The following is a 13,474-nucleotide window of genomic DNA, read 5'->3' on the forward strand; positions in this document are numbered from 1 at the left end:
CTCGGGCCTGAGCGCCCAATGACGTCATTACAATTTTGCAATTGCGTTGAAAAGCAGAGACAGGGGGTAAAGGCAAGCGGCCTGAACGGGCATAAGGCTAACCGGCAGGCAGCTATTGCAGGACCTTCGGCAGCACCACGACCACGTCCACGCTCTGCGCGAGGATATGCGTTGCGACCACAGCGAGCTGGTGCGAGAACTCGTCCTCGATCTCGGCTGCGCAGTCTTCGTCGCTGGCAATGGCAAACAGCAGATTGCCGTCGATTTCGTCGAACCGGATGCCGGCGAAGAGGCGATCGAAAATCTCGGCGCCCGCGATGTACGCGATTCGCGCCTGGATGGCCTGGTCCTCGACGAGCGACAACTTCCTCATGGACGCAACATATGGCCGCACCACCCGAATGCAAGAGCAGGAGAGCGCTGGCGCCGCGTGCCTTGCGAACTATATTGGTGACATCGTCCCGCCTGACCGCCGTTGGCCTTTGAGGAAATCCTTGATTCTGTTCCTGCTGCTGATCTTCCTGCCGATCGGCGTGTCGGCCGGCCGCTATTATTTGCGCGGCGACGGCCGCGGCAATTGGCAGACGGCGGATCGCTCCAGCGCCGGCCTGCTGCCGCCCGCATCCGCCAATCCCGACGCGCTGATCCGCGTGTTCGCCGCGCGCACGGTGCGCTGGCGCAGTATTTTTGCCGTCCACACCTGGATCGTCGTCAAGGAGAAGGGCGCCGCCACTTACAGCCGATACGACTACACGGCCTGGGGCGACCCGATTCGCAGCAACGGCTTTGCCCCCGACGGCCGCTGGTTCGGCGCCCTCCCGGAAACCGTCGTCGCCGTCGACGGCGCGCGGGCCGAAGCGCTAATTCCCAAGATCCGTTCCGTCATCGAGAATTACAAGTTCCGCGCCTATGGCGACTACAGTGCCTGGCCGGGACCGAATTCCAACACATTCGTGCAGGCCGCGCTGGACGCCGTTCCCGAGCTGCGCGCGGTGCTGCCGCCGACCGCCATCGGCAAGGACTTTCCCTACAGCGGACGCTGGGCCGGCATCACGGCGTCCGGCACCGGGCTCTACGCCTCGCTGTCGGGCTATCTCGGCATGACCATCGGCTGGGTCGAAGGGGTCGAGATCAATTTCCTCGGCGCGGTGCTCGGCCTCGACATCCGCCGCCCCGCGCTGAAGCTTCCAGGCATCGGCCGCCTGGGTGTCGCGGCCGGCGCGTAAAGCATGACGGAGCAGTCCCATCAAAGTCGGTGCCCTCGCAAGCTTCCCGATATCACCCTTTCAATGTGTGCTTCAGGTCACAGCAGAATCGAGCGCCTCGGCCTAGAATGATCTTGCATGGCCGCAAACAAGGTAACGGCGGTACGCACCAGGCTGGAGAGGCGACCAACAGCTACGAACTTTTGAGGCCGCCAGGGTGAAGAACTCGGCGGCTTTTTCTCTGTCCGCGGAACGCGGCCGAAGCTTGTGTGCTGCCGATGTGGCTACCGGAACTTCTATCGTTTGTCTGAGGGATCCGAGAGCCTCCGCTGATCGCGCTCTTCTTCGATCTGCCGTTCGGCCTCGAGCCAAAACTCCACGTCCCGATCGACCGGGCGACCGGCCTGCTCCCAGAGTTCGTACGCGCGCGCTCGTACCTTGCCGCGCCGCATCATGCGAAGCAGCTTTTGCTTAAGCTCCTCGGCGAAGTTCTTGAATCGCTGGACGGTGGTTTCGTCTTTGACGAGCGCAGCCGCTCGCGTTGCGAGTTCGATCTGGTGCTCTATCTTTTGCCGCTCGTCCACCGCAAACCCCGCCGTAGCCACGGGCGGCCTGCGTGCAGCCCGTGCTGCCCGGAATCTCAATTCCTTCTCGAAGACTCCGTTCCCCTCAATGCCAGATCGTGTCCGCTTCGACGATCACCACCCTTGTTTCAGGATCTTCCGTCGTGTTGCAAGTGCAGGGCATGCCCTCGCCGCAGCGGCAGCCGCCCAATTCCTCGCTCCAGGCGCGGAGCGGATGGTTTTCGCAGACCCATCCCAGACCATAGCAGAATGGGCATCTCTTGTTGGTCACAGCGTATCCGGCGTTCGCATTGGGTTCGACTTGTCCTCGTTGCAACTCCTGCTCGGCCGCGTGCCAGAACTCTTCCTCGCGGCCTTCCGGCTTGCCCGCCTGCTCCCACAAGCGGTGCGCGCGTTCTCTGATGTCGTGATCGGTCGGCTCAGGCATTGCATCTCCTGCGAAGAGACACGGCCCCACCCTGGGGGGTATGGGGGCTTGGAGGCGGGGCCGTGCAGGCCAGCAAATCGGCGGCGACGCTGGCCCGCTGAGTCAAGCCTCGATGGTGCGCAAGAGTTCCTAGTTCGGAGCGGCGATCACGCGAGCTCGAACGAAGCCGCCGTCGCCGCCTTTTGCGGACCCCGCGATGAAGCGGTGCACTCCCGACGCGGCGCGTTCCGCGGGTATCGGGATGCCACGTCAGCCAGCAATTCAAACCAATCTGGCGTCGAGCAGCAGGCAGCGCGAGCTCGAGCAGGTCAGCGCGGCCAGCGAGAACGTTGTCGTCAACCGAAATCCGCGATGCGGGCGTCGAGCGCAAACATGCTTTGATAAACTTCCGGCTCGCTCGCCCCGGCCATGACGTCGGGCGCAAGCTCGCTCGCCCGCTGCAAGGCAGCCTGCAACGAGGCGAAGTCGAGCGCCTCGATCAGCAAAAGCCCCGCGAAGAAGCCCTCGTTCTTCCGCATGCCCTTCTCGGTCGTCGGCACCGACGTCCGCGCCTCGTCAGTCGCGCCGATCTGTACGGCGGCAACCCCGTCGCATGCAACGAGCGCCTGAGCCAGACCTTGGGGATCTTTCGGCAACGTGTCGATCCGAAGCGCCACGATTGATGCGCCTTCGCCCCGCCCTTTCCGCGCGCTCATGACACCGCCGCCCCGCATGAAATTGCCGAGCTTCGGCATGATGCGCTGGGACCACGGCGTCGGTGCGTTGAGGCGCGCCAGATAGGCCTCGCCGTCGAGGACCTCCGGCGTCTCCAGCTCATACAGAATGAAGAAGCGGTCGATGTCGTGCCTTGCCGCGCGGAAGACACGCGATGCCAGGAAGCCCTTCGTGGTCACGCGCTCGGTCGTGTGCTCACGCGTCAGCCAGTGCCGGTAGTCGGTCAGGTCGTGAGCCTCGACGTCGCTCCAGATGGCAAGAAATCCCGTGCCGCGCATTGCGCCCTCCATGCTTACGCCTTGCCGCCGGCCGCAAGCCCGTGCAGAGCCGGTGCGATGGTCGCAGGCAATTGCCCCAACCGTTGGACGACCGCGAGCATCGCGGCGAGATAGCCATATGGACCGAGACCGCAAATGACCGCCGTGCAGGCACTCGACGTGATCGAATGGCGGTGCAGCTCGTCGCGCGCGTGGATGTTCGAGATATGCACCTCGATCTTCACGCCCTCGAAAATCTTCAGCGCATCGATCAGCGCGATCGAGGTGAACGAATAGGCTGCGGGATTCATGATGATGGCATCCGCGTTGCCATGGGCGGACTGGATCAGGCTGACGAGCTCGCCCTCCATGTTCGTTTGATGGAACGACGTCGAAACTCCGAGCTGATCGGCCAGCGCCTTGCAGCTCGCCTCGATCTGCTCAAGCGTCGTCGAACCGTAGATGTGGGGCTCGCGGATGCCGAGGAAATTGAGATTGGGTCCGTTGAGGATCATGATCCTTGCGGCCATTTTCGTTTGTCCTTCTTTTGTGCCGACGCGTCTAGCCGGCAAACCATTTGGCCGGGATCGTCACCAGTCCCGGGAATAGCACCATCGCGAACAGGACGATCAGTTGCGCGATCATGAAGGGCCAGACGCCCTTGATGATATCCTCCATGCTGATCCTGGAGACGCCGCAGACGACATTGAGCACGATGCCCACCGGTGGCGTGATCAGGCCGATCGCATTGTTGATGATGAAGAGCACGCCGAAATAGACGGGGTCGATGCCCGCCGCCTTGACGATCGGCATCAGGATCGGCGTGAGAATGAGGATCGTCGGTGTCATGTCGAGCGCCGTCCCCACAATGACAACCACAACCATGATCGCGAGCATCAGCAGCGTGTTGTTGCCCATGAAGGGCTTCAGCAGGGTTACGACCTGCGCGGATATCTCGGACACGGTGATGAGCCAGGACGATACCAGCGCCGCAGCGACCAGGAACATGACGATGCTCGTCGTCACGGCAGAGGAGACGAAGATCGCGTAGAGCTGCGACAGTTTCAGCTCGCGGTAGACGCAGGTCGCGACGAACAGCGAATAGACGGCGACGACCACTGCGGCTTCCGTCGGCGTGAAGATGCCGAAGCGCAGGCCGACGACGATGATGACCGGCAGCATCAACGCCCAGAAGCCGTCGACGACGGCTTTGACGATCTCGGACCACGAGGCCCGTGGCGGCGGCGTCAGGTTCTCTTTCCGCACCACCCACGCCCAGGCCAGACAGAGCCCTGCGCCGAGCAGCAGTCCGGGCACGATGCCAGCCAAAAACAGTTTCGAGATCGAGACGCCCGCGGCGACGCCGAAGATGACGAAGCCTATGCTGGGCGGGATGACGGGAGCAATGATGCCGCCCGCCGCCACGAGGCCCGCTGCATAGGACTTCTTGTGCCCCGCCGCCACCATCATGGGCACCAGAAGGGACGCGAGCGCCGCTGCGTCTGCAGCCGCCGAGCCGGACAGCGACGCGAGGATGCAGGAGGCAAGGATCGTGACATAGCCGAGCCCGCCACGGAAATGCCCGACCGCGACCAGCGCGACATTCACGATACGCTTGGCCAGCCCTCCCTTGTTCATGATCTCGCCCGCGAGCATGAAGAAGGGAATCGCCATCAGCGGAAAGCTGTCGGCGCCGTTGATGACATTCTGCGCCACGATCTGGGCGTCGAACATGTCGATCGTGCTCATCAGGGCCACGCCGCAGACGATCAACGCAAAGGCGATCGGCATGCCCAGCGCCATGGCGCCCAGCAGCGAGAAGGTGAAGACGGCGATCGTCATGACGCGATCCCGGTGGACTGCTGGATGTGGACGCCGCCTGGCACGGTTCGATGAGACATCAGTGCTCTTCCGATTCCTTGACGGCCACCATGTCGGATTCGCTCGCCTGTCCAGTGAGCACGCGGACGAGGTCGTAGAGAAGGATGACTGCGGCCGACGCGCCGAAAATCACGCCGACCGCGTAAAAGATGGCCATCGAGAGACCGGTCGCCGGCGCGCGATCGTCAATGTTGATGATGGTCTGGCGCCAGCTTCCCGACAGCAGCAGCCAGTCGGCAAACAGCATCAGGCAATAGTTGATAACGAAGCATATGCGCTTGCCAGAGGCCGGCAGCATCCGGACGAGGCTGTCGACGCCGAGATGGGCGTGCTCGCGAAGCGCGACGATTGCGCCCAGGAAGGTCAACCAGACCAGCAGCCAGCGCGACAACTCTTCGGAAATCGTGATTCCGGAGTTGAAGCCGTAGCGCAGGACGACATTGCCGAAGACCAGGACCACCATCACCGCGAGGCACGCGGCAATGACGGCCTTCAGGAACGTGCAATAGAGGTCGAGAGCTCGCGCCATGCGTGACGTCCGGACAAATGAGGGGCGGAGCCGGCCACTGGCCGACTCCGACGCCTGCGTGACAGCAGAAGTCGACTACTTCACGTCCTTGCGGATGCGCTCGACCTCTTCGTTGAAGAGCTTCACCGTCTCGGGACGAAGGCTGGCCGACGTCTTGTCCGCAACCGGCTGCGCTGCCTTCCGCATGCGCTCCGTTTCTTCAGGAGCGATCGCGTTGTACTGCATGCCCTTGGCCTGCAGCTCCGCCAGAGCCTTGTCGGTCTGAAGGCGGGTCTGCTCCTTCTGATAGCCGCGGCTTTCTTCATAGGCTTCGCGCATCAGGCCCTGCTCGGTTGGCGACAGCTTGTCCCAGAAGATCTTACTCACCAGGATGATGTTCAGGGTGAAAGTGTGATTCGTGGCGGAAACGTACTTCTGCACTTCATAGAACTTGTTCGAGAGAATGACCGTGTAGGGATTCTCCTGGCCGTCGACGGTGCGGGTCTCGAGCGCCGAATACAGCTCACCGAAAGCCATCGGGACCGGATTTGCCTTAAAGGCACTGAAGCTTTCGAGATAGACCGGATTCGGAATCACACGAAGCTTGAGGCCGCTGAAGTCCTCGAGCTTGGTGATCGGACGGGTGCTGTTCGTGACGTTGCGGAAGCCCAGGCCCCAATATCCGAGGCCAATAAGCCCCTTCGACGGCAGCGTATCCATCATCGCCTTGCCGAATTTTCCGGTCGCGAGAGCATCGGCCTGCTCGGTCGTGTTGAACAGGAACGGGAAATCGATCAGACCGAATTCCGGAACGACGGTGGCAAGTGATGTCGTCGAGGCCGAGAGCATCTCCTGGGTGCCGCCGCGCAGCGCGGATTGCTGCTGCAACTCGTTGCCGAGCTGTGAGGCCGCGAACTCGCGGACCTTCATCTTGCCCCCGCTCTTCGCCAGCAGGATCTCGGCGAATTTCTGCACGCCAAAGCTGACGGGGTGATCGGTGTTGTTCAGGTGTCCCCACCTGATCGTGCGCTCCTGAACGTCCTGAGCGGATGCGCCGACCGTCAGCGCCACGCAGATCGCCGTCGCAGACAGCGCCCGTACCAGCAAGCTCATCGTTTTCCTCCCTGTTCGAACGGGCGCGAACGGCGGCTTAAGCCATCATTTTTCGCACCTCAGTCCATTTAGACATCACACATACATTTCTATGTCAAATGATGATATCTATTTCATATGATGATTTACTGTACGTCCGACATTTGAAATCTGCTATATTGCTGGCAACACTGATGGTTCGGCCGCCTCCGAAGTGGCTGACCGATCGCGACAGGTGGGATCAGAAGGCATGACGTCACTCGAGGAACGGCCCCTGTCCGCGGGCGACAGTGGCTATCAGCGCATCCGGGCCGACATCATTTTCGGAGTGCTCACGCCATCCGGACGCCTCAAGCTCGATGCCATGAAGGAAGATTACGGCCTCAGCGTCAGCACACTGCGCGAGATCCTCAATCGTCTGACCTCCGAGGGTTTTGTGGTCGCCGAGGGCCAGCGCGGCTTCGAGGTGGCGCCGATCTCCATCCAGAACCTGCGTGAGCTCGCCGGTCTGCGCATCCTGCTGGAGCATCATGCGATGGCCGAGTCGTTCCGCGCCGGCGACGTGGAGTGGGAAGGCCGCGTGGTGTCGGCGCATCACAAGCTGGCGGCGACCGAACGGACCGTCCTCAAGGAGGGCGACGATCCCGAGCTGCGCAAACGCTACGACGGCGAATTCCACCAGGCGCTGATCTCGAGCTGCGGTTCGCGCGAGCTGATGCAGACCCACGCGGTCGTGTTCGACAAATATTTCCGCTATGCGCTGCGCTACCGTGGTGCGGAGACGATCAACCAGCACAAGGCGCTGCTGGAATGTGCGCTCAAGCGCGACATCAAGAGCGCCAAAGCCGTCCTCACCGAGCACATCAACGGTTGCGTCGCGCACGCCCTCGCCTCCTGGAACGAGGACTGATCGCCCGGCTCGCGGCTGGAATCGGATATCGGGATGGCCACCGACATGATCCCCGCACATCGGGTCGAGACCGCGGTCGCCGCCGACGATGTCCTCGGCGAGACGCCGTTGTGGTGCGACCGATCCCGCAAGCTGTGGTGGGTCGACATCGACCGGCGGCTGCATCAATCGTTCGATCCGGCGACAGGCGCTCATCAGGTTGTTCCGTACGCATGCAACTTCCTCGGCAGTCAGGCTCTGACGGCGGATGGCTCCCACCTGCTCGCGCAGGATCTGGGACTTTATCGCCGCGCGTCCAATGACGGTCCTCCAGCTCAGCTCTGCGAGGTCGAAAGCGGCCCCGACAACCGCCTGAACGACGGGCGCGTCGATGCGCGGGGCCGGCTATGGATCGGCACCATGGACAACCAGCTGCATCGACCGAACGGGGCGCTGTATCGCGTGGACGCGGACGGCCGGACGGCGCGCATGTTCGGCGATGTCATCGTGACGAACGGCATCGCGTTCTCACCCGACAATCGCACGCTCTATTTCACCGATACGAGGCGATACCGAACCTGGCAGTTCGACTTCGATCTCGATGACGGCGTGATTGGCAACAGACGGCTGTTCGCGGATTACAGCACCTCCGGGGAGAGGCCCGACGGCGCGTGTATCGACGTCGCGGGCGGACTGTGGACCGCATTCTTCTCCGGCGGTCGGGTGATACGCTATCGGCCGGACGGCCGGATCGACACCGTCATTCCGGTGCCGGCGATCAATCCGACCTGCGTGTGCTTCGGCGGAACCGATCTGAAGACCTTGTTCGTGACGACGGCCAGAAAGTTTCTGGATCGCGAGCAACTGAGCCGCGAACCCCAGGCAGGTCATGTTCTGGCCATTGATGGCATCGCACAGGGACTTCCAGAACACCGCTTCGGCAATTCATCCTGAACCTTCATTCTGAACCCGTGCACGGGCCATCGTGAACCGGCTCCGCTACAATTTCTCGCCGAAGGGACGAATCTCCAGCTCGAAGGTCCAGGCGCTCTTGGGTTGCTGATAGAGCATCCAGTAGGATCCGGCGACCGACGATGGCGGCATTAGGAGGTCGGGATTATCCAGCGCGTTCGGACCGAGCGCCTCGATCCGCCGCTGCCGGACCCATTCCGTGTCGACGCCGGAATCGATGATCAGATGCGCCACGTGAATGCGCTTCGGGCCCAATTCGCGCGCCGCGGCTTGCGCGACCGCCCGCAGACCGAACTTGGCGCTGGCGAAGGCCGCATAGCCGCTTCCGCCGCGCAAGCTCGCCGTCGCACCGGTGAAGTTGCCCTGGCCACGGGGCAGCATCAGGCGCGCGGCCTCGCGGCCGGCGAGGAAGCCGGAATAGCAAGCCATTTCCCAGACCTTGCGGAACACCCGTTCGGTCGTGTCGAGAAGGGGAAAGTTGACGTTGGCGCCGACGTTGAAGATGCAAACCAGAGCGGCGCGTGCTTGTCGGCGTCGCCGAGAAACGAGATGATCTGGTCTTCCTTGCGCGCATCGAGGGCGCGCGCGTGAATTTCGCCGCCGGCCTGCTCGATCTCCTTGACGAGCGGTTCGAGCTTGGCGCCGTCGCGGCGTCCCGCAAACACCGTAAAGCCCTCGGAGGCGAACTTCTTTTCAATCTCAGGTTCATACCCACCCCGGCCCCGGAGCTCGACGCAATTCGCCATCGGCGGCGCCGGAGAAGCCGACGGCAAAACAGAGGCAAAGACGAAGGCGAAGGCCCGCCGCAGGGCCGCCGCAGGGCCGCCTGAGATGGCCGCGTAGCGCGAGCGCCGTTCGACGTATCCCGGGAAATGATGCGACTGATCTTTCAACAGCGGACATGAGTTCTCGTTCTCGCAGCGCGTTTCGCCCGAGCTTTGCCTGGTCATTCCACCCTTTTGTCCAAGAGGGCGCAGGGAAGGCCGGGTGCCGGCTGGCACCCGCGGTCCGCTGCGCGAAGATGTAGCGCAAAAGAACCGCACAGCAGCATACAGGTGTAGCCAATCACTCGGCCTTCCCTGCGCGATGGTTGGACGGCTTATGCCGTGCTCTCCCGGGAGCCGAACTTTCCTTTTGGCCTCCCTCGCCTCGCGAATTTGGATGATGCTGTCCGCCCGGTTGGGCTCGCACACACCTCCGCGACAGCTTGACCGTAGCAACGACGGCCAGGACCACACGGTTTTGCCGTACGCACGGCCCGCCATTTCACCGCAGTTTTCCCGGCCCAGTCGACGGAGCCGGAAACTTACAGACGAGACTAAGCCTAGCAGCGCCGCTCGTCCGCACGCGGTTGCGGGCTCACAGGGACTACCCGCCCTGCCCGCACCATCTCGTGCCGACGCTGCCACGTCCATCGCAAGCCGACTCGCAATCAAGACGACAACGAGATCGCCCCTCTAAGGATGAGCCGGGATGGCCGACACATACGCTATTTCCGAATTTCGGCAAAGTGGAATATTTTGCGGGGAGGGGTTGACGGGGGATGGCGGGTGTTTTGCCCGACGGGCTGGGTTGCCGCTCCCCTTAGAGCAACGGATTGGCTGATCCACAAAGGTCTAATGACCGAGGATCTGCCATGGGTTGGGTCACCGGCGTATGTTCTTATTTTGTCCGTATGAGTCATGACCGCCCGCCATATATTCAGGCCGCTTGGCCGGGACGTGGCATCAATTTGCGGTGGACACCTGCGGGTGATGTCGGAACTGCGGCCCGCCGTTCGTCTTGAGTCCAAGTCCCCGCAATGGAGTGTTGCGTACCATGGCCCCCCGCGCGAACTGGAAAGGCTTTTTGCGTCTCTCGTTGGTCACCTGTCCCGTGGCGCTCTACCCAGCTACGTCGGAGAGCGAGAAGATCTCCTTCAACCAGCTCAACCGTCAGACCGGTCATCGGATCAAGTACCTGAAAGTCGACGCCGAGACCGGCGACGAGGTGCCCAACGAGGACATTGTCAAGGGCTACCAGCTCGAGAAGGACCAGTTCATCGAGGTGACCAAGGAGGAGCTTGAGGAGATCGCGCTGGAATCCACGCGGACCATCGAGATCGACGAGTTCGTAGACAAGGCCGACATCGATCCGCGCTACCTAATTCGCCCCTACTACATCCGTCCGGACGGAAAAGTCGGCCACGACGCCTTCGCGGTCATCCGCGAGACCATCCGCGAGATGAACAAGGTTGCGATCGGGCGCGTGGTGCTCACCAACCGAGAGCACATCATTGCGCTCGAGCCGATGGACAAGGGTCTGGTCGGCACCTTGCTGCGGTATCCCTACGAGGTTCGTAGCGAGCAGGAATACTTCGACGAGATCCAGGACGTCAAAGTGACGAAGGACATGCTCGATCTGGCCAGGCACATCGTGAACCAGAAGGCTGGATCATTCGAGCCGGAGAAGTTCGAGGACCATTATGAAAGCGCGCTGATCGAGCTCATCAACCAGAAGCGCGCCGGCAAGCCGATCGTGCCGAAGGATCGGCCGAAAGGCGAGAACGTCGTCGATCTGATGGACGCGCTACGCAAGAGCGTCGGCGGGGCAGCAGCAAAGACCGAGGCTCCAAAAAAGCCTGCCAAGAAGACGAAGAAGGCTGCCGCGGCTCAGAAGGAGATGCTGATGCCGATCGCCGGTAAGAAGCTGGCTAAGGAAGCGACGGCGAAGAAGCCGACAGCAGGGACGCGGCGGAAGTCGGCGTGAGATTGTGAAACATCCGGTGATGTCCGATGCCAGTTACGGACTGACATGGAAGAGGCCGCGCATGTCAAGGCTGAGCTGCGGCTCGGCACAGCGGGATGGAATGTTCCGCGAGTCTGGAAGGAAAGAGTTGGCGGGGTAGGTAGCCAGCTTGAACGCTACGCGCGGGTATTGAACGCCACCGAGATCAACTCATCATTTCACAAGCCGCACCGGCGTTCGACCTATGAGAAGTGGGCGAACGCGACGCCAGATGATTTCCGCTTTTCGGTAAAGGTCCCGAAGTCTGTTACTCACTCGTCGCAGCTTGCGCAGGGTGAACTCGATCGGTTCGTCGAAGAGAGCGCCGGACTTGGTGCGAAGCTCGGGGTTTTGCTCGTTCAGTTTGCGCCTCGTAAAATGTTCGTTGAGTCCGATGCGGAGTTCCTGTTCCGCGCACTGCAGGAAAGGACCTCAGCCGCTCTCGCTTGCGAGCCGCGTCACGTCAGCTGGTTTACGTCCGAGGTCGGCGCCTGGCTCAGGGAACGTCGGATTGCCCGCGTCGCCGCGGATCCGGCGCGGGTGCCCGATGCCGACCTGCCGGGCGGGTGGCCGGGCTTGCGCTATTTTCGACTGCATGGAGCGCCGCGCATTTACTACTCCGCTTACGACGGGGCGTTCCTGCGATCGCTGAAGGTGCGGCTCGGTGCTGCGTCGTCATCTAGTGAGACCTGGTGCATCTTCGACAACACCGCCGCCGGGGCAGCGATCGAGAACGCACTAGACTTGCTCGCTTGAAGGGCCTTTTAGCAAGTCCGCTCATATCCCTCACGTCCTCCACCCTTGTCGAAGGCCTTTGAGGCTCGCACGCGATCCGAGCGGCGCGACAGCGCAGGGGACCTAATCGGGACGTGGCGGGCACTCCGGGCACGTATCGCCGATCGAATGCAAAACCTCGCGCACTTGCCCGACGGCCTGATCCGGAGACAAGCCCTCGGGTGGCTCCTGCCTGGCTATATCCAATGCATGCTCGCGCGCATGCGGGTCGGCCCGGTCCTTCGCCCAGCCGTGCTCCTCGCATTCGTGGATGGCGCCCGCTTCCTGCAGCACGCTGAGCGCCCATCCGCGCAGCGTTCGGATCGCCGGTCGTCTTTCCTTCGTCATCAGCATCGAGCTTGCTCCTGCCGGAACGAATCCTCGGCCCGTCTTATCGTTCCGGCGGTTAGCACGCAGCAGGGATTCGTACTCGGCAGAGCTGAGGTTTTGTCCCCTTGTTCCGCGGCTCTGTGCACAAGCCGACTGCCGGCGCCGGCATGAGGCGCGCCCAGTGCTTCTGCAGGGTCGCGAATGGAGCCTAGAGCTCTCTCAAGGTGGCAGGCCGGACACGACGGCTCCCGAGCCTTGGATATCGCGTTGATTTTTTTGGTAGCGGGAGAGGGACTCGAACCCCCGACCCCAGGATTATGATTCCCGTGCTCTAACCAGCTGAGCTACCCCGCCACAGGGTCGCGAGGGCCGAAACAGGCCGATCTCGCGAACGCGCGGCATATAAGGAAGGGGGCGGCGGGCTGTCAATCCGAGTTTGCTTCCGCTTTGGCTAAAGCTTCCGCCTTCGCCAAGGCTTCCGCCTTCGCTAAAGCTTCGGCGGGACATGTCGGCGGGGATTTGGGCCTTTTGGCGCTGAATCCGTCATGGCCGGGCTTGTCCCGGCCATCCACGGCCGTCGCGCGGCCACAAGAACGTGGATGCCCGGGACGAGCCCGGGCATGACGGCGAGATTGGGATGCGGAACAGGCTCCGCCTACGCCAAGGCTTCGGCGCGACAGCTATTTCGGCCGTACCGTCGGGTCGCCGCCGGGGCTGCCGGGCGGCGGGATGACCGGCATGGCGCCGTTCGTGCTGGGCGCCGGGGCGTGCATCTCGGGGTCGACGCCTGAGGGCGGGCAGAGCACGCCGTCCGATTTTGCCAATTTGTCGCCGAGCGGTTCCCGGGACTGGCCGGTGGTGGTGCCGTCGGTTGAGCGGTTCGGCCGGTCCTGCGGCGTACAACCGGTGGCGTGCTGCGGGGATGGCGGCGCGGTTTGTTGCGGCGGCGTCGCCGGGGCGGGCGGGGCCTGCGCGATCGCGCTGCCGGAGGCGGCGATCAGGAGGCTGGCCAGAATGATGTTTGATGTGGTGCGCATGGGAGGGAAACGCCGGGGCGTACGCCCTGTTCCCACCC

At 62.7% G+C, this 13,474-nt stretch carries 15 protein-coding genes, 1 tRNA gene and 1 pseudogene; 5 read left to right on the forward strand and 12 right to left on the reverse strand.

The window, feature by feature from the left end:
- Window positions 1–112: 112 nt before the first annotated feature.
- Window positions 113–373 (reverse strand): hypothetical protein, encoded by a 261-nt coding sequence (locus IVA75_RS33270; protein WP_007595982.1) that lies wholly within the window; start codon window positions 371–373, stop codon window positions 113–115.
- Window positions 374–494: 121 nt separating this feature from the next.
- Between IVA75_RS33270 and IVA75_RS33275 the strand changes: the two genes are divergently transcribed.
- Entirely contained in the window at window positions 495–1,226 is a 732-nt protein-coding gene (locus IVA75_RS33275; protein ID WP_247287713.1) for a DUF3750 domain-containing protein, read from the forward strand.
- Window positions 1,227–1,501: 275 nt separating this feature from the next.
- Here the strand turns inward: IVA75_RS33275 and IVA75_RS33280 are convergent, their stop codons facing one another.
- The 7 genes from IVA75_RS33280 to IVA75_RS33310 form a co-directional block, all read right to left on the reverse strand.
- Entirely contained in the window at window positions 1,502–1,789 is a 288-nt protein-coding gene (locus tag IVA75_RS33280) for a DUF2934 domain-containing protein (protein ID WP_247287712.1), read from the reverse strand.
- An 85-nt stretch (window positions 1,790–1,874) separates the two neighbouring features.
- Window positions 1,875–2,216, reverse strand: coding sequence for a DUF2934 domain-containing protein (locus IVA75_RS33285; protein WP_247287711.1), 342 nt, complete (start codon window positions 2,214–2,216; stop codon window positions 1,875–1,877).
- Between the two features lie 335 nt (window positions 2,217–2,551).
- Window positions 2,552–3,208: a hypothetical protein gene (locus IVA75_RS33290; protein ID WP_247287710.1), complete on the reverse strand. Its 657-nt coding sequence runs from the start codon at window positions 3,206–3,208 to the stop codon at window positions 2,552–2,554.
- 14 nt (window positions 3,209–3,222) lie between these two features.
- On the reverse strand, window positions 3,223–3,717 hold the full coding sequence (locus IVA75_RS33295; RefSeq protein WP_247287709.1) for a type II 3-dehydroquinate dehydratase: 495 nt from the start codon (window positions 3,715–3,717) through the stop codon (window positions 3,223–3,225).
- 31 nt (window positions 3,718–3,748) lie between these two features.
- Window positions 3,749–5,029, reverse strand: coding sequence for a TRAP transporter large permease subunit (locus IVA75_RS33300; RefSeq protein WP_027570444.1), 1,281 nt, complete (start codon window positions 5,027–5,029; stop codon window positions 3,749–3,751).
- A 58-nt stretch (window positions 5,030–5,087) separates the two neighbouring features.
- Window positions 5,088–5,597 (reverse strand): TRAP transporter small permease, encoded by a 510-nt coding sequence (locus IVA75_RS33305; RefSeq protein ID WP_247287706.1) that lies wholly within the window; start codon window positions 5,595–5,597, stop codon window positions 5,088–5,090.
- Window positions 5,598–5,672: 75 nt separating this feature from the next.
- On the reverse strand, window positions 5,673–6,689 hold the full coding sequence (locus tag IVA75_RS33310) for a TRAP transporter substrate-binding protein (RefSeq protein ID WP_027570442.1): 1,017 nt from the start codon (window positions 6,687–6,689) through the stop codon (window positions 5,673–5,675).
- Window positions 6,690–6,918: 229 nt separating this feature from the next.
- Between IVA75_RS33310 and IVA75_RS33315 the strand changes: the two genes are divergently transcribed.
- Both IVA75_RS33315 and IVA75_RS33320 read left to right on the forward strand, forming a co-directional pair.
- Window positions 6,919–7,578: an FCD domain-containing protein gene (locus IVA75_RS33315; protein ID WP_247287705.1), complete on the forward strand. Its 660-nt coding sequence runs from the start codon at window positions 6,919–6,921 to the stop codon at window positions 7,576–7,578.
- A 33-nt stretch (window positions 7,579–7,611) separates the two neighbouring features.
- The gene (locus IVA75_RS33320; protein WP_247287703.1) at window positions 7,612–8,511 is read left to right on the forward strand and encodes an SMP-30/gluconolactonase/LRE family protein; all 900 of its coding nucleotides are present in this window, start codon (window positions 7,612–7,614) and stop codon (window positions 8,509–8,511) included.
- 45 nt (window positions 8,512–8,556) lie between these two features.
- On the opposite strand, the pseudogene IVA75_RS33325 reads toward IVA75_RS33320, so the two are convergent.
- A pseudogene (locus IVA75_RS33325) lies at window positions 8,557–9,275 on the reverse strand (SDR family NAD(P)-dependent oxidoreductase).
- Between the two features lie 1,072 nt (window positions 9,276–10,347).
- On the opposite strand from IVA75_RS33325, the gene IVA75_RS33330 reads away from it, so the two are divergent.
- Together IVA75_RS33330 and IVA75_RS33335 are read left to right on the forward strand one after the other, a co-directional pair.
- Window positions 10,348–11,277, forward strand: coding sequence for a Ku protein (locus IVA75_RS33330; protein ID WP_027570439.1), 930 nt, complete (start codon window positions 10,348–10,350; stop codon window positions 11,275–11,277).
- A gap of 45 nt (window positions 11,278–11,322) precedes the next feature.
- Window positions 11,323–12,051: a DUF72 domain-containing protein gene (locus IVA75_RS33335; protein WP_247287702.1), complete on the forward strand. Its 729-nt coding sequence runs from the start codon at window positions 11,323–11,325 to the stop codon at window positions 12,049–12,051.
- A 102-nt stretch (window positions 12,052–12,153) separates the two neighbouring features.
- Here IVA75_RS33335 and IVA75_RS33340 read toward each other — a convergent pair whose 3' ends face one another.
- From IVA75_RS33340 to IVA75_RS33350, 3 genes are all read right to left on the reverse strand, one after another.
- Complete coding sequence (locus IVA75_RS33340) at window positions 12,154–12,423, reverse strand: hypothetical protein (protein ID WP_018453910.1); 270 nt, start codon at window positions 12,421–12,423, stop codon at window positions 12,154–12,156.
- Between the two features lie 253 nt (window positions 12,424–12,676).
- Window positions 12,677–12,753: transfer RNA gene (locus IVA75_RS33345), tRNA-Met, on the reverse strand.
- 326 nt (window positions 12,754–13,079) lie between these two features.
- Window positions 13,080–13,436, reverse strand: a complete 357-nt coding sequence (locus IVA75_RS33350; protein ID WP_027570437.1) for a hypothetical protein — start codon at window positions 13,434–13,436, stop codon at window positions 13,080–13,082.
- Window positions 13,437–13,474: the final 38 nt, after the last annotated feature.

Source organism: Bradyrhizobium sp. 134 (assembly GCF_023074155.1).
Taxonomy (GTDB): Bacteria; Pseudomonadota; Alphaproteobacteria; order Rhizobiales; family Xanthobacteraceae; genus Bradyrhizobium.